The following is a 15,918-nucleotide window of genomic DNA, read 5'->3' on the forward strand; positions in this document are numbered from 1 at the left end:
AGGGGACCCCCCATGAGAAAACCTCTCGCCGCCGCGTTCTGCGCCCTGGCGATAGCCGGGGCCGGCGCGGCTCCCGCGACCGCTGCCGATGCCGCCCCCACGGGCGTCGGCAAGGCCGCGGACACGGGCTCGGCCGCATCCGCCGTCTCGGGTGTGGTCACGTCCGTGGAGCAGGCGCTGTCCGGGCTCACCGGCCAGAAGGCGAAGGCCGTGAACTTCGCCGGGACCGTCGCGCTCAGCAACTGCTCCGGCTCCGTCGTCCGCATGCCGGACTCCGAGGCCGACGACCCGGCGCTCGTGATGACCAACGGCCACTGCCTGGAGTCCGGCTTCCCCGGCCCCGGCGAGGTCCTCGTCGACAAGGCGTCCAGCCGCACCTTCGGCCTGCTCAACGCCTCCGGCTCGCGCGTCGCGACCCTGCGCGCCGCCAAGCTCGCCTACGGCACGATGACCGACACGGACGTCGCGCTGTACCAGCTCACCACCACGTACGCGCAGATCAAGAGCTCGTACAACATCAACCCGCTGACGCTGAACGACAGTCACCCGGTCGCCGGGACCGCCATCAGTATCCCCTCCGGCTACTGGAAGCGGATCTACAGCTGCACCATCGACGGGTTCGTCCCCACCCTGAAGGAGGGCGACTGGACCTGGAAGGACTCGGTCCGCTACACCTCCGCCTGCAACACCATCGGCGGCACGTCCGGCTCCCCCGTCGTCGACCAGGCCACCAACAAGGTCGTCGCCATCAACAACACCGGTAACGAGGACGGTGAGCGCTGCACGGTGAACAACCCCTGCGAGGTCGACGCGAACGGCAACGTGACCGTCCGCCAGGGCATCAACTACGCCCAGCAGACCTATGGGATCCCGGCCTGCTTCGGGATCGGCAACAAGCTCGACCTGAGCGCGAGCGGCTGCACCCTGCCCAAGCCGTAAGACAGGCAGGGTGCAGGCCGGGCGGTCACGCGGGAGGAGTCCTGCGGACCGCCCGGCCCGCCAGCACGTCCGTGCGCCGGCCGTCCTCGATCACGAACCGGCCGTCGACCAGGACGTGCGGAATGCCCGTCGGGAGCGTGCGCGGCTCCGCGAAGGTGGAGCCCGCCGCGACCGTCGCCGGGTCGAAGAGCACCAGGTCGGCCCTGTAGCCCTCGCGGACCAGACCCCGGTCGGGCAGCCGGAGCCGCGCGGCCGGACGCGAGGTGAGGTGTGCGACGCACTCCTCCAGCGACAGCACCCCCAACTCCCTGACGTAGTGCCCGAGGTAGTGGGGAAACGTGCCATAGGCGCGCGGGTGGGGCTTGGCGCCCTGGAGGATGCCGTCCGAGCCGCCGGTGTGCACCCGGTGGCGCATGATCGCCCGGACGTTCTCCTCGTGCCCGACGTGCTGGAGGATCGTCGGGGCCAGCCGGTCGGCCAGCAGCAGCCCGCGCGCGGTCACCCAGGGCGCCTCACGCCGCCGGTCCGCCGACTCCCGGATCGTCCGGCCGACGAAATCGGCCAGGGCCGGATCGCCCACGCCCGAGATCTCGATCGTGTCCCATTCGACGGGCACGCCGTGGCAGCCGTCCGAGCCGCTGACCTCCAGGTGGTGGCGGATGCGCTCCGCCGTCTCCTCGTCCGCCAGCCGCCGGAGCGTCTCCTCCGGGCCGCCCTCGCTCGCCCAGCTCGGCAGCACGGCGGCCAGCGTCGTACAGCCCGGGGTGTACGGATAAGTGTCGAGACTGATGTCGGACCCGGCCGCCAGCGCCTCGTCCAGCAACGCCAGCAGCTCCGGTGCCCGGCCCTTGTTCACGCCGAAGTTCATGGTGGCGTGGGCGAGATGCAGAGAGCAGCCCGCCTCGCGGGTCAGCGCCACCATCTCCTCGTAGGCCTTCAGGGCGCCGGCGCCGTAGGAGCGGTGGTGCGGGCAGTAGTAGCCGCCGTACGACGCCACCACCCGGCACAGCTCGGTCAGTTCGGCGCCTCGCGCGTACATGCCCGGTGTGTACGTCAGCCCCGAGGACATGCCCACGGCGCCCTGCTCCAGGCCCTCGGCGACCAGCCGGCGCATCCGGTCCAGCTCGTCCGGGGTCGCCTCGCGGTCCTCCCAGCCGACGGCGAGCGCCCGGACCGTGCCCTGCGGGATCAGATAGGCCGCGTTCACGGCGATCCCGCGGTCCAGCCGGTCCAGATACTCGCCGACCGTGCGCCAGTCGAAGTCGATGTCGTCACCCGGGCCGTTCCACCCGGCGATCGCCCGCCGCACCTCGCCCAGCGTGCGGTCGTCGACCGGCGCGTACGACAGCCCGTCCTGGCCGATGACCTCCAGCGTGACGCCCTGCGCGGCCTTGGCGCCGTGGTCGGGGTCGCGCAGCAGCGCCAGGTCGCTGTGCGCGTGCATGTCGACGAAGCCGGGGGACAGCACCAGCCCCTCGGCGTCCAGCTCCCGGCGCGCCTCGGGCCGCTGACAGCCGGCCGCGGCCGCCTCCTTGACGATCGATACGATCCGGCCGCCGTCGACCACGACATCGGCCCGGTACGCGTCCGCGCCGGAGCCGTCGACGACGTCGGCGTCCCGGATGACCAGCTCTTCCATCGCGCCCGCCTCCTAGAAGAACGTGCGGACGTAGTCGACGACCGTGCCGTCCGCCTCCGCGACGGGGATCAGCTGCCACTTGTCGAACGAGGTGCACGGGTGGGACAGCCCGAGCCCGACCCAGTCGCCGACCTCCAGATCCGCCTCCGGCGTGGTGGCGAGCCAGGCGTGCTGGTCGGACAGGGCCGTCACCGACACGCCCGTGGCCGGGCGCTCGGCGCCGTCCCGGCGGATCACCTGGGCGAAGGGCAGGTCGAGGTCGTAGGCCGCGTCCCGCTTGCCGGCGTTGACGAAGGCCTGCTCGGCCGACGGCCGTGACACCACCTGTGTCCACAGGCGGAACGCCGGCTCCAGGGCGCCCTCCTCGGGGACCCGGTTGAACGGGGTCAGCTTGCGGTAGTGGCCGTCGTCGTGCGAGACGTAGGCGCCCGAGCGCAGCAACTTCAGCACGGGCAGGGACAGTTCGGGGATCTCCGCGAAGACCTCGGCGACCGCGTCGAACCAGGCGCTGCCGCCCGCGCTGACCACGATCCCGTCCAGCCCGGCGAACCGCCCGGCCTTGTCGAAGTCGGCGGCGAGCGCGACCAGCCGCCGCAGCCACGCCGTCACCCGCTCGCTGTCGGCCTTCGGCACCTCGCCCTCGTAGCCCGCGACGCCGACCAGCCGCAGCGTCCGCGTGCCCGCCACCGCGTCCGCGACCGCCGCGCACTCGGTCTCGGTGCGGACGCCGGTGCGGGCGCCCTCACCGGCGGCGAGCTCGACGACGACGTCCACGGGACGCCCTGCCCCGCTCAGCGCCGCGTCCATCAGTTCCACCCCGCGCACGGAGTCGACGTAACAGATCAGTTCGAAGTCCGGGTCGGCGTCCAGCTCGGCCGCGATCCAGCGCAGGGCCGCCGCGTCCACCAGCTCGTTCGCCAGGAACACGCGCCGGGTCCCGAACGCCCGTGCCACCCGCACCTGGTGGGGGACGGCCAGCGTGATGCCCCACGCCCCGTGCTCGATCTGCCGCTGGAACAGCTGCGGCGCCATGGAGGTCTTGCCGTGCGGCGCGAAGGCCAGGCCGTGCCGGGCCGCGTACGTCTCCATGAGCTTCAGGTTGTGCTCCAGGCGCTCGGCGGACAGCGCGAGCACGGGCGTGGCGAAGCCGCCGGTGAAGAGGTTGCGCCGCTGGCCGGCCAGCTCGGCGACGGTCAGCCCGTCGGCGTCCGGCGGGAGGCCCTTGAAGCGGTGATCGACGCGCTCGGCGGCGAGCCGGGCGAGGGACTGGGCGGTGTCGGCCGTCATGAAGCCTCCCTGATCTGCGGTGTTGCAATCTCTGCAACCTTCATTGCGCATGTCGCTGAACGCTGTCTAACATCTCGGCCACCCCCGGTCAATGAAACCGCCACCGGCCGCACCGATCCCCGACAGCCGCACCCGACGCCTCGACGAGGAGCTACGAGCATCGTGACCCCCACCGGACCCTGCAACGCCCCCGACGTCGTGGACGTCGTCGCGCTCGGCGAGTCCATGGTCACGTTCCTGCCCTCCCGCCCGGGGCGCCTCGCCGACGTGCCGTCCTTCGCACGGGGCATCGGCGGGGCGGAGTCGAACGTGGCGTGCGTGCTGGCGGCGGCCGGGCACTCCGTGCGCTGGGTCAGCAGGGTGGGGGACGACGCGTTCGGCGATCACCTGGTGGAGACGATCGGCGGGTACGGAGTCGACGTGGCCCACGTCCGGCGCGACCCCGGCCGCCCCACCGGCATCTACTTCCGCACCGCCGGGGACCGGGCCGGCGACGCCCACGAGGTGGCCTACTACCGGACGGGTTCCGCGGCCTCCGCGATGAGCGTGACGGACCCCGACCCCGCGGCGGTGCGCGCCGGGCGCGTGCTGCACCTGTCCGGGATCACCGCCGCGCTGTCGGGGACCTGCCTGGACCTGATGCGCGCCCTGACCGACCGCCGCCCCGGCCGCCCCCTGGTCTCCTTCGACGTCAACCACCGGCCGGGCCTGTGGCGCGACACGGACGCCGCGACGGTGCTGCGCGACCTCGCCCGGGGCGCGGACCTCGTCTTCGTCGGGCAGGACGAGGCATGGGGCCTGCACAGCGCGGAAGCCGTCCGCGCCGCCCTCCCCGAACCCGAGGTGCTGGTCGTCAAGCAGGGCGCGGCCGGAGCCACCGTCTTCCACGACAACGAGGTCACCTTCGTCCCCGCACCCCGGGTCGACGTCGTCGCCGAGGTCGGCGCGGGCGACGCCTTCGCCGCCGGGTTCCTCTCCGCCACCCTGCGCGGACTGCCCGTGCGGGAGCGGCTGCGGCACGGGCATCTGATGGCCGCCGCCGCACTCACCGTGCCCGGCGACCTCGCCAAGCCGCCCGCGCGGGACCACGCCGACCGGCTGGTCGCCCTGGGCGACGCGGCATGGGGGAGACTGCGACTCGGCCCGGGCTGGACCGAGGAGACACAGCGGGCCGACGAGGAGGTACGAACGCCATGAGCCAGACCGTCGACCGCGCGCTGAGCATCCTGCCGCTGCTCGCCGAGGGCCCCGCCGACCTGGGGCAGGTCGCCGACCGCCTCGGCGTGCACAAGTCCACCGCCCTGCGGCTGCTGCGCACCCTCCACGAGCACGGGCTGATCTACCGCCAGTCCGACCAGCGCTACCGCCTCGGCGCCCGCCTCTTCGCCCTCGCCCAGGAGGCGATGGAGAACCTAGACGTCCGCGAGATCGCCCACCCCCACCTGGTCCGCCTCAACGAGAGCTGCGGGCACACCGTGCACCTCGCCGTGTACGAGGAGAACGAGGTCCTCTACATCGACAAGGTCGAGAGCCGCTACCCGGTGCGGATGTACTCCCGCATCGGCAAGCCCGTCGCCATCACCGTCGCGGCGGTCGCGAAGCTGCTGCTCGCCGATCTGCCCGAGCACGAGCGGCGCGCGATCGCGGAGAAGCTCGACTACCCCACGTACACGTCCCGTTCGACCCCCAACGCCGGCGCCTTCCTGCGGGAGCTGGAGAAGGTGCGCGAACAGGGCTGGGCCACCGACCTCGGCGGCCACGAGGAGTCCATCAACTGCGTCGCGGCGCCCATCCGCGGCGCCGACGGCCGGGTCGTCGCCGCGATGTCGGTCTCCGCGCCGAACGTCGTCGTCACCGCCGACGAACTCCTCACCCTCCTGCCGCTGGTGCGCCGTACGGCGGACGCCATCAGCGGGGAGTACTCCGGCAGAACACCAGTGAAGGGCACCACATGACGGACAAGATCGCACTCACCCCCAAGACCCACACCACCCCGCCGGCGAAGTTCTCGCACGGTGTGAAGAAGGGCAACATCCTCCAGGTCGCCGGCCAGGTCGGCTTCCTGCCCGCCGAGGAGGGCAAGGCGCCCACGCCCGCCGGGCCGACCCTGCGCGAGCAGACCCTCCAGACCCTGGCCAACGTCAAGGCCATCCTGGAGGAGGGCGGCGCCTCCTGGGACGACGTGATGATGATCCGCGTCTACCTCACGGACGTCGACCACTTCGCCGAGATGAACGCCCTCTACAACGCGTACTTCGAGGAGCAGGGCCTCACCCAGCCGCCCGCCGCGCGCACGACCGTCTACGTCGGACTCCCCGCGGGTCTCCTCATCGAGATCGACGCCCTGGCCGTCCTCGGCTGACCCACCCCCCACCCCCCGCACGCCCGTGAGGCGCGGCGCCCCGATGCGCCGCGTCGCGCTCCCCCCTACCCAGAAGCTGCATGCACTTACGCAGAGGACCCCCGCATGTCCCATCCGCTCGCCGCGTCCGCCCCCGTCGAGACACCGCCCCACACGGGAGGACTGCTCCTCCTCGTCGACGGCACCGCCGGACTCCTGCTCACCGCCGCGCTCGGCATCGCGCTGCTGCTCTTCCTCATCATCAGGGTCAGACTCCAGCCGTTCGTCGCCCTGCTCGCGGTCTCCATAGCCGTCGGCCTCGCCGCCGGCCTGTCGGTCACCGAACTCTTCGGCACGGTCCAGAAGTCGGACGCCGTCTCCACCATCGAATCCGGCATGGGCGGCATCCTCGGCCATGTCGCGATCATCATCGGCCTGGGCACCATGCTCGGCGCGATCCTCGAAGTCAGCGGCGGCGCCGAGGTGTTGGCGAGGCGTCTGCTCGGTCTGTTCGGCGAGAAGCGCGCCCCGCTCGCCATGGGCCTCACGGGCCTGATCTTCGGCATCCCGGTCTTCTTCGACGTCGGCATCTTCGTCCTGGCCCCGATCGTCTACGCCGCCGCCAAGCGCTCCGGCAAGTCGATCCTGCTCTACTGCCTGCCGCTGCTCGCCGGCCTGTCCGTGACGCACGCTTTCCTGCCGCCGCACCCCGGCCCGGTCGCCGCCGCCGGTCTCCTCCACGTCGACCTCGGCTGGGTCATCCTCATGGGCGTCGTCTGCGGGCTGCCCGCCGTGGTGGCCGCCTGGGGCTACTCGGCGTGGATCGGCCGCCGCATCTTCGTCCCCGTGCCGCAGGACATGGTCGAGGCGGCCGAGGAGGCCAAGCAGGCCGTCGTCGACGAGCAGCGGGCCGCCGGCGTCGCGCCCAGCGAGCAGCCGGTCTCCCTCGGCACGGTCCTCGGCATCATCGGCACCCCGCTGGTCCTCATCCTGGCGGCGACCTTCTCCTCGATCGCCCTGGACCCCTCCACCCTGCGCTCGGTGATCGAGTTCTTCGGCAGCCCGTTCGTGGCGCTGACCATCGCCCTGTTCCTCGCGTACTACCTGCTCGGCATCCGCCGCGGCTGGTCCCGCAAGTCCCTGGAGACGGTGTCCACCGCGTCCCTCAAGCCGGTCGGCAACATCCTGCTGGTGGTCGGCGCGGGCGGCATCTTCGGTGCCGTCCTCAAGGCCAGCGGCGTCGCCCAGGCCCTCTCGGACACCTTCAACGACGTGGGCCTGCCGGTGCTCGTCCTGTCCTATCTGATCTCCGTGGTCCTGCGCGTGGCCCAGGGCTCGGCGACGGTCGCGATCGTGACGACGGCGGGCATCGTGGCCCCGCTCCTGTCCGAGGGAGACCACTCCCAGGCCTTCGTCGCCCTGGTCATCATGGCCATCTCGGCCGGCTCCATCTTCGCCTCGCACGTCAACGACGGAGGCTTCTGGATGGTCGCCAAGTACTTCGGCATCAGCGAGCGGGACACCCTCAAGACCTGGACGGTGCTGGAGAGTGTGCTGTCCGTGGCGGGGTTCGCGGTGGCGGCGGTACTGAGCCTGTTCGTGTAGGCGTCTGATAACGAAGTCGGGGTCGACTGTGTGCCGCACAGGTTTCTCGACCATACTCCTCCCCTGTGGAGCAGCGCATAGGTTCGAGCAGCCAGCCCCTGGAAGGCGCCGGATTCGACCCGGCCTTCATCCCCGGGCTCACGTCACCCGCGTCCCGACGGACGAAGGAGGACGGGCCGGAGAAGGAGCCTGAGGTCGCGGACGCCGAGGAGGCCGACGCGGCCGCCGCCGAGCCGGAAGAGGCGGCGGAGACGGCGGAGGTGTCCCCCTCCGAGCAGGAGGAGGACACCGACACCGACGGCCCCGTCTTCGAGGCGTCCGACCGCCGCGCCAGAATGGTCGCCGACCACAGAGGCGTACGCCTGTCCCTGGACGACCAGGACTGCGAGTTCCGCTGGGACGAGATCGGCGCGGTGGAGACGGAGACGGCCCGCTTCGGCAAGCGGTACACCGTCACCGTCCACACCCCCGACCGGCGCTGGTACCCGATCGAGATCGAGGCGCCGGCCAGGAGCCACTTCAAGGAGTGGGACGAGCAGCTGGACGCGGTCCTGGACGCCTACTTCGAGACAGAGACAGAGACCGAGGCCGAGGCAAAGGCTGAGGCAGAGGCAGAGGCGGACGCGGACTAACCGCAGTACTGGCTCTCCTTGCCGATCGACCGGTACATGCAGTCCGCGTTCTCCAGCAGTTGCAGCACCGCGTCGCGGTTACGGGAGGTCTCCCGCTCGATCACCTCGTCGGGCGGGTAGAACCCCCCGCCCCCGGAGCGCGGATACATCTCGAAGGTGTACGCGAAGATCTTGTGCGTGCCCCAGAGGTAGTCGTCGATGGACCCGTCGGTGATGTACAGGTCGCTGGACTGCTCCGCCGTGTAGCCGTTGCTCGCGGCCATCTTCCGGCCGACCGCCTTGAACGCCGCGTTGTCGTCCGCGGTCATCCCGGTCGTCGTGTCGGAGTACGTGTAGCCGAACGGCCACAGCACCAGCTCGCTGTATGTGTGGAAGTCGACCCCCGCCTTGATCTGCTGCGTGCCGCCGACGACCCGGCTGCGCACGAAGTCGGAGACGACCTTCACCTCGGGCGCGGACTCGGCGGAGGCCCCGCGGTACGTCTCGGAGGACGTGGAGCCGGAGGAGCCGCCGCAGCAGCCCCAGCGGTAGTTCCAGTTGCGGTTGAGGTCCGTACCGACGTACGAGGAACCGGAGTTGGGCTGCCGGTTCTTGCGCCAGGAGCGGTAGGAGCCGGTGGCGATGTCGTACTCGCCGCCGTCCGGGTTGATGTCCGGGACGATCCAGATCTCGCGGTTGTTCACCAGGCCGGTGACGCGTGAGTCCGAGCCGTAGTCGGAGGTCAGCTCGCGCAGCAGGTAGAGCGCCATCTCGACGGTCAGGTGCTCGCGGGCGTGCTGGTGGTGCGTGAACAGCACCTCCGGCTCGGACTCGTCGGTGCCCACGTTGTCGCTGATCTTGATGGCGACGATGTTCCGGCCCTGGTACGACCTGCCGATCACGCGCTGGCTCGCGATCGAGGAGTTGGCCGCGACGATCGAGTTGATCTCGCTCGTCATCTCCGCGTAGTTGTGGTACTTCGAGTCGCCCGAGGGGAAGTCGAAGAGCCGGACGTCGTCCTCGCCGGCGGAGCGGTCGGGGACCGCGCCGAGCCGGGTGACCTCGTAGCCGAGCGTGCGCAGCTTCTTGATCTGGTCCGCGCGGCCGGAGACGACGACACCGTGGCCGTGGACCTCGTCGACGGTCACGCCCGTGCGCTGAAGTGCTGTGCGGTCCTCGGCCGTCGAGTGCAGACGGACCTCGTACTGCCGGACGTCGTCGGCCGGGGCGGCCGCCTTGCGGGCACTGTCGGCGGTGGCGTCGCTCGTCGTCGCCGACAGGGGCGCCGCGAGGGCGAGGGCGAGGAGGCCGGCGAGGGCGGCGGTGCGTCTGCCGGTGCGGGCACCGGAGCCTCGTATGCGAAGTCGCATGAAATCTCCTTGTGGGAGGTGGGGTTGTTCCGTGCGACGTACGTGGTGCGGGTGGCGCAAATCGTCCTGCTAATGGCATGAGCAGGTCAAGACTGAAAGTGGCCGCGCAGTGTACGCGCGCGGCGCCGCGGTCGAGGGGTCCCGCCCGAAGTGCACCCACAGGGGTGGCCCTGGCGTGCATATATGTACGCAACGGGAGAGGGTGAGGGTCCGCGCAAGGGGAGCCGGAGTGTCCGGATCCCCGGACCCCCACCCCATCAGAGGACTGGCTGATCATGGGCGGATCAGCGCCACGACGGGACCACCACCTGCCGGCCGAGACGACCAGCTTCGTCGACCGGCGTGGCGAACTGACCCAGGGCCGCGAACTGCTGGCCCGCGCACGACTGGTGACGCTGACCGGACCGGGCGGTGTCGGCAAGACCCGGCTCGCGGCACGCATCGCGGCCCGTGTGCGGCGGGCCTTCCCGGACGGTGTGCGCTTCGTCCACCTGTCCGGACTGCACGACCCGGCCCTCGTCCCCCTTGCCGCCGCCGACGCTCTGGGCCTGCACGACCGCTCCGCCCAGCCGGCTCTGGACGCCCTCGTCGAACAGGTACGGGACCGGCGGCTGCTCCTCGTCGTCGACAACTGCGAGCACCTGGCGGGTGCGTGCGCCCGGCTCGCCGCGGCCCTGCTGCACGGCACCGAGGGCGTCCGGATCCTCGCCACCAGCCGGCACCGGCTCGGCCTCACCGAGGAGCACCTGCTGGAGGTACGGCCGCTGCCGGTACCCGACCCGGACGCCGACCTGTCCGCCGCCGAGGGCTACCCGGCCCTCACGCTCTTCGCCGACCGGGCCGCCGCCGTCGTCCCCGGCTTCCGCCTCACCCCCGCCAACCGCGCCTCCGTCGCCCGCCTGTGTCACCGCCTGGACGGTCTGCCCCTCGCCATCGAACTCGCCGCCGTCCGCATGCGCGTCCTCGGCGTCGACCAGCTCCTCGACCGCCTCGACGACCGCTACCGCTTCCTCACCACCGGCAGCCCCGCGGCCCTGCCCCGCCACCAGACCCTGCGGGCCGCGGTCGCCTGGAGCCACGACCTGTGCACACTGCCCGAACAGGCCGTATGGGCCCGGCTGTCGGTCCTGGCGGGCAGCTTCGACCTGGAGACGGCGGAGGCGGTGTGCGCGGACGCGACGCCGCAATCCGTCGCCCGGCCGCCGGAAGGCGCGGGGCACCTCGTTCCGCACCCACACCCGACCGCCCTGCCCGCGGTGCCGGCCCAGCCCACCGAGCTCCCCGGAACACGCCTCCACCCCGCGGCCGCACCCGCCGGGGCCACCCTCACCCTCCCACCCCCCGGCCTGCGCACCGACGACGTCCTGGAAGCCGTCGCCGGGCTCGTGGACAAGTCCGTGCTCTGCCGGGAGCCCGGGCCCGGCGGTGTGCGCTACCGGCTGCTCGACACCCTGCGGCAGTACGGTCTCGAACAGTTGAGGCGGGTCGCGGGGGAGGAGGAGGCCGCCCGGCGGCGCCAGCGCGACTGGATGCTGCGGCGGGCCGAGGAGTGCGAGCGCGGCTGGTTCGGGCCCGGGCAGCCGGAGACGGTCGCCCGGCTGCGCGCCGACCGGGACAATCTGCGCGCCGCCCTCGACTTCAGTCTCTCCGCCCCCGGCGAGACCCTCGCCGGACTGCGTCTCGCCGGCACGCTCTGGTTCTACTGGCACGCCTGCGGCGCCTCCCGGGAAGGCCTGTACTGGCTCGACCGGGCCCTGGCCGCCGCCCCAGAGCCGACCCGGGAACGGGCCCGCGGCCTGTGGGTCGCCGGGCTGCTGGCCGCCGCCACCCGGGACTTCCCCCGGGGCCGCCGCCACGCCACCGAGGCCCTCGCCCTCGCCCGCGCCCTGGGCGACGCCGCCGAGGCCGCCCACGCCGAGTACGTCATCGGCGTCATCCGGCTGTTCGGCGACGACCTGCCCGGAGCGCTGCGGCACTTCGAGACCACCGTCGCCCGCGGTCCCGTCCCCGGCCAGCACCTCAGCCTCGTCGGCCTCGACCAGGTCGAACTCGCCTGCGCGCTGGGCTTCCTGGGCGAGACCGAGCGGGCCGTCGAGGTCTGCGAACAGGCCCTCGGGCTGTGCGAGCGGCACGGCGAGCAATGGGTCAGGTCCTATGTGCTGCGCATACTCGCCCTCGCGCACTCCGTGCGCCGCGACTGGCCCCGGGCCGAACGCCACGGCCGCGAGGCCCTGCGGCTGAAACTCGCCGTCCACGACGTCATCGGCATCGCCCTCACCCTCGACCTGCTCGCGTCGATCGCCGCCGGACGCGGCGCCCACGAGCACGCCGCCGTGCTGCTGGGCGGCGCCGACCGCGTCTGGACCGACATCGACACCGGCCGCTGGGGCTCCCACACCCTCAACTCCGTACGCCGGGACAGCGAGGAGCGGGCGGCCCCGGCGCTCGGCCGCGACGCGTTCGAGCGGGCCCACCGGCGGGGTCACACGCTCGCTCTCGCGGAACTGGTCGGCCACGCCCTCCAGGAGCCGGGCCGCCCCCACCCCGCGGAGGCCGCCCCGCCGCCGCACGACGACACCACGGTCCGTCTGACCCGCCGCGAGACCGAGGTCGCCCGGCTCGTCGCCGAGGGGCTCGCCAACCAGCAGATCGCGGACCGCCTGGTGATCGCCCGCCGCACGGCCGAAGGCCATGTGGAACGCATCCTCAGCAAGCTCGGCTTCAGCAACCGCAGCCAGATCGCCGCCTGGATGACGGCACAGCGCTGACCCGCCCGCACTCCCGCCCCGCACCCACACCCACCCGAGGGGATCACGTGACCACCGCAGAACCCAGCCTGTTCGACCACCGCATGGCCGTCTTCGACTCCGACGACGGCTTCGTGAACGCCACCCTGCCCTTCCTCGGCGAAGGCCTCGGCGCCTCCGGCGAGCCGCCCCCGGTGGCCGTCGCCGCCCCGTACAACCTGGACCTCCTGCGCGACGCCCTCGGCCCCGACGCGAAGGACGTCACCTGCATCCCCCACACCGACTGGTACACCGGCTCCGCCGCCAACGCCATCGCCCAGGCCGCCTCCTACCTCACCGCGAACGCCGGCCCCGGCGGCCGGCTCCACCTCGTCATGGAGCCGATGTGGAGCGGACGCGCCGGCCGCTCGGCCCGCGAGACCACCGAATGGATCCGCTACGAGGCCCTCGCCAACCTCCTCTTCGCGCCCATGGCCACGACCGCCTTGTGCGCCTACGACACCCGCACCGCCGGGCCCGCCGTCGTCGCCGCGGCCCGCCGCGCGCACCCCGACACGGAGGTCTACGAGGACCCGCCGCGGCTCGCCGCCGAACTCGACGCCGTCCCCCTGCCGTCGCCCCCGGCCGGTGCGCTGTCCCTCGCGGAGCCGCGCACCGCGACCGTGCAGAGCTGGGCGGTCGGGCGCGGACTGCCCGCCGCGGACGCCGAGTTGTTCGCCGCGGCCGTGGCGGAGACCGCGGCGGCCCTCGCGCCCCTCGGCGGTGAACTCCTGCTGTGGGGCGAGGCACCCGCCTGCGTCGCCGAACTGCGCTCGGCACGCCGGCTCGACGATCCGCTCGCCGGTTTCGTCCCGCCGGCCGACGGCCCGGATCCGGGCCCGGGGCTGTGGTACGCGCGTCAGGTCTGCGCGTACGTGGACATCCGCGACGACGCCCGGGGAGCGACGGTCCGTCTCCAGTACGCATAGCCCCCTACCTGCACAAGCAGGTAGCGGATCGGGTAGTCCTCCCCCTGTGCCGGACCACCCCCGGGGATCACCCTGGACCCATGCTGCAACTCTCCGGGCGGCACCTGCCGGACCCCGACGCCCGCTACGGCCCGTTCCCGCAACCGCCCCTGGGAGCAGGCCACCTGAGTGTCGAGTACGCACCCCGGCCCTCCGCCGTCCGCGAGGCACGCGCGGAGGTCCGCAGGCAGTTGGAGGGCTGGGGGCTCGGCGAGGACGGCGAGGTCGCGGACGTGGCCGAACTGCTCGTCGGCGAACTGGCCACCAACGCCCTGGTACACGCCCGGAGCGGCTTCCGTCTCACCCTCTTCGCCGCGCACGGCGTGCTGCGCTGCGAGGTCGCCGACGCCGAACGCCGCGTGCCGCGGGTGGTGGACGCGGGCACCGGGGAGAACGGCCGCGGAATGTTCCTGGTGGACGCGCTCGCCCAGCGCTGGGGCTGCCAACGGGACGGGCCGGGCAAGACCGTGTGGTTCGAGCTCGGCACGTGCGGATCGAACGGCTGCGGTCGGCGACAGCCGTGACGCTCCGCTGGGCCTGACCGGGCGGGGTGTCCTACGGGCATCGCGTGAAGATCCGGTCAGGCCCTCTTGTCCTGCGGGCGCCTTTGGGCTTTCTTGACCTGCATGGCGGACACCACGGGAAACACCACCGAGAACGAGGCCATCCAACCCCCGCAGCCCCGGAAAGCGAGTTGGAGACACATCGGTCCGGGCATCGTCGTCGCGGCGACCGGTGTCGGCGCCGGTGACCTGGTCGCCACGCTGATCGCGGGCAGCAACTTCGGCTACACCCTTCTGTGGGCCGCGATCATCGGCTGCCTGGTGAAGATCTCCCTGGCCGAGGCGGCCGGCCGCTGGCATTTGTCCACGGGCCGCACCCTGTTCGACGGCTGGGCGAGTCTCGGCCGCTGGACGACCTGGTTCTTCGCGGTCTACGTCGTGGTGTGGGGCTTCGTCTACGGCGCCGCGGCGATGTCGTCGAGCGCGCTGCCGTTGCAGGCCCTGTTCCCGGACGTGATGGACCTCAAGTGGTGGGGCATCGCCTGCGGCCTGGTCGGTCTGGTCTTCGTCTGGTTCAACAAGTACGCGGTGTTCGAGAAGGTCATGACGGTCCTGGTGGGCGTCATGTTCGTGGTGACGGTGTACCTCGCGATCCGGGTCACGCCGAACATCGCCGACGCCTTCGCCGGGCTCCTGCCGGTGCTGCCGGACGAGAAGGACTCCATCCTCAACACGCTGGGCCTGATCGGCGGTGTGGGCGGCACGATCACGCTCGCGGCCTACGGCTACTGGGTCAACGCCAAGGGCTGGACCGACACGAGCTGGATGAAGGTCATGCGGCTGGACAACCGCGTCGCCTACGCCACGACCGGCATCTTCGTCATCGCCATGCTGTTCGTCGGCGCGGAGCTGCTCCACTCGGCGAACGTCGCCATCGCGAGCGGCGACAAGGGCCTGATCCAGCTGGGCGACATCCTGGAGGAGGAGTACGGCTCGGCCACCGCCAAGTTCTTCCTGATCGGCTTCTTCGCCACGTCCTTCACCTCGCTGATCGGCGTCTGGCACGGCGTGAGCCTGATGTTCGCCGACTTCGTGGCCCGCCTGTCGGGCACCGGCCAGGCCAAGGGCGAGGAAGTCGCCTCCGGGACCCGCGAACGCTCCTGGCCGTTCCGCGCCTACCTGCTCTGGCTGACTTTCCCGCCGATGATCCTGCTCTTCGAGGGCCAGCCCTTCCGGCTGATCATCATCTACGGAGTGCTCGGCGCGGCCTTCCTGCCCTTCCTGGCCGCCACCCTGATCTGGCTCCTCAACTCCTCCCGCACACCCCGGGAGTGGCGCAACGGCCTCCTGAGCAACGCCATGCTCGCCGTCGCCGGCCTGCTGTTCCTGGTCCTGTGCGTGAAGCAGATCTGGGACCAGCCGTGGGGCGAGTTCTTCTGAGGCGGGAGAATGGCCGGATGACCCAGCAGCCGCCACCCGGCCCGGGCTTCGGCCCGCCCCCGCCGCAGTACGCGCCGCTCCCGCCGCAGTACGCGCCGCCTCCGCCGCCGTACGCCCAGGCGCCGCCGCCGCAGCAACCGGCGGCGGCGGGCCCGGACTTCCTGGCCGTCGACAAGCGCAACGCGGTCGTCGTCGACGCGTCCGGCGTGGCCTTCGAGACCTCCGGCCTCACGGTCGAGTTCAGCTGGCCGGAGATCCGAAGCGTCCACTACCGGGCGAGCCCGGACGGCAAGGCGCTGATGGTCGCCGTGGTCCACGTGGACGGCAGGTTCTACGAGTGCGTGGTGGAGGCAAGGCCCAGGACGCGGCTCCAGGAGTGGTTCCCGCAGCTGGCCTGGGTCCTCGGCCACTACCGCCCGCTGGGATAGG

General features: G+C 72.1%; 14 protein-coding genes. 11 read left to right on the forward strand and 3 right to left on the reverse strand.

The window, feature by feature from the left end; translation table 11 throughout:
- Positions 1-12: 12 nt before the first annotated feature.
- On the forward strand, positions 13-939 hold the full coding sequence (locus IGS69_RS22420; RefSeq protein WP_190902325.1) for a S1 family peptidase: 927 nt from the start codon (positions 13-15) through the stop codon (positions 937-939).
- 25 nt (positions 940-964) lie between these two features.
- Here the strand turns inward: IGS69_RS22420 and IGS69_RS22425 are convergent, their stop codons facing one another.
- Positions 965-2,578, reverse strand: coding sequence for an N-acyl-D-amino-acid deacylase family protein (locus tag IGS69_RS22425; protein WP_190902326.1), 1,614 nt, complete (start codon positions 2,576-2,578; stop codon positions 965-967).
- Positions 2,579-2,590: 12 nt separating this feature from the next.
- Complete coding sequence (locus IGS69_RS22430; protein WP_190902327.1) at positions 2,591-3,865, reverse strand: amino acid deaminase; 1,275 nt, start codon at positions 3,863-3,865, stop codon at positions 2,591-2,593.
- Positions 3,866-4,027: 162 nt separating this feature from the next.
- On the opposite strand from IGS69_RS22430, the gene IGS69_RS22435 reads away from it, so the two are divergent.
- From IGS69_RS22435 to IGS69_RS22455, 5 genes are all read left to right on the forward strand, one after another.
- On the forward strand, positions 4,028-5,062 hold the full coding sequence (locus tag IGS69_RS22435; RefSeq protein WP_190902328.1) for a sugar kinase: 1,035 nt from the start codon (positions 4,028-4,030) through the stop codon (positions 5,060-5,062).
- The gene (locus IGS69_RS22440; RefSeq protein WP_190902329.1) at positions 5,059-5,820 is read left to right on the forward strand and encodes an IclR family transcriptional regulator; all 762 of its coding nucleotides are present in this window, start codon (positions 5,059-5,061) and stop codon (positions 5,818-5,820) included. The genes IGS69_RS22435 and IGS69_RS22440 overlap by 4 nt, the downstream gene beginning before the upstream one ends.
- Entirely contained in the window at positions 5,817-6,227 is a 411-nt protein-coding gene (locus tag IGS69_RS22445; protein ID WP_190902330.1) for a RidA family protein, read from the forward strand. The genes IGS69_RS22440 and IGS69_RS22445 overlap by 4 nt, the downstream gene beginning before the upstream one ends.
- 105 nt (positions 6,228-6,332) lie before the next feature.
- The gene (locus tag IGS69_RS22450) at positions 6,333-7,811 is read left to right on the forward strand and encodes a GntP family permease (protein ID WP_190902331.1); all 1,479 of its coding nucleotides are present in this window, start codon (positions 6,333-6,335) and stop codon (positions 7,809-7,811) included.
- Between the two features lie 65 nt (positions 7,812-7,876).
- Entirely contained in the window at positions 7,877-8,443 is a 567-nt protein-coding gene (locus IGS69_RS22455; RefSeq protein WP_190902332.1) for a hypothetical protein, read from the forward strand.
- Here IGS69_RS22455 and IGS69_RS22460 read toward each other — a convergent pair.
- Complete coding sequence (locus tag IGS69_RS22460) at positions 8,440-9,792, reverse strand: M14 family metallopeptidase (protein ID WP_190902333.1); 1,353 nt, start codon at positions 9,790-9,792, stop codon at positions 8,440-8,442. The genes IGS69_RS22455 and IGS69_RS22460 overlap by 4 nt on opposite strands.
- A 275-nt stretch (positions 9,793-10,067) precedes the next feature.
- Between IGS69_RS22460 and IGS69_RS22465 the strand changes: the two genes are divergently transcribed.
- From IGS69_RS22465 to IGS69_RS22485, 5 genes are all read left to right on the forward strand, one after another.
- Positions 10,068-12,560 carry an ATP-binding protein gene (locus IGS69_RS22465; protein ID WP_190902334.1) on the forward strand — a complete coding sequence of 831 codons (2,493 nt, stop codon included), beginning with the start codon at positions 10,068-10,070 and terminating at the stop codon, positions 12,558-12,560.
- 47 nt (positions 12,561-12,607) lie between these two features.
- The gene (locus IGS69_RS22470; RefSeq protein ID WP_190902335.1) at positions 12,608-13,507 is read left to right on the forward strand and encodes an MEDS domain-containing protein; all 900 of its coding nucleotides are present in this window, start codon (positions 12,608-12,610) and stop codon (positions 13,505-13,507) included.
- An 80-nt stretch (positions 13,508-13,587) separates the two neighbouring features.
- Complete coding sequence (locus IGS69_RS22475; RefSeq protein ID WP_232543615.1) at positions 13,588-14,070, forward strand: ATP-binding protein; 483 nt, start codon at positions 13,588-13,590, stop codon at positions 14,068-14,070.
- A gap of 102 nt (positions 14,071-14,172) precedes the next feature.
- Positions 14,173-15,489, forward strand: coding sequence for an Nramp family divalent metal transporter (locus IGS69_RS22480; RefSeq protein ID WP_190902336.1), 1,317 nt, complete (start codon positions 14,173-14,175; stop codon positions 15,487-15,489).
- Between the two features lie 17 nt (positions 15,490-15,506).
- A complete protein-coding gene (locus IGS69_RS22485; protein ID WP_190902337.1) occupies positions 15,507-15,917 on the forward strand; it encodes a hypothetical protein in 411 nt (136 codons plus the stop codon).
- Position 15,918: the final 1 nt, after the last annotated feature.

It is taken from the genome of Streptomyces tuirus (assembly GCF_014701095.1).
Lineage (GTDB): Bacteria > Actinomycetota > Actinomycetes > Streptomycetales > Streptomycetaceae > Streptomyces > Streptomyces tuirus.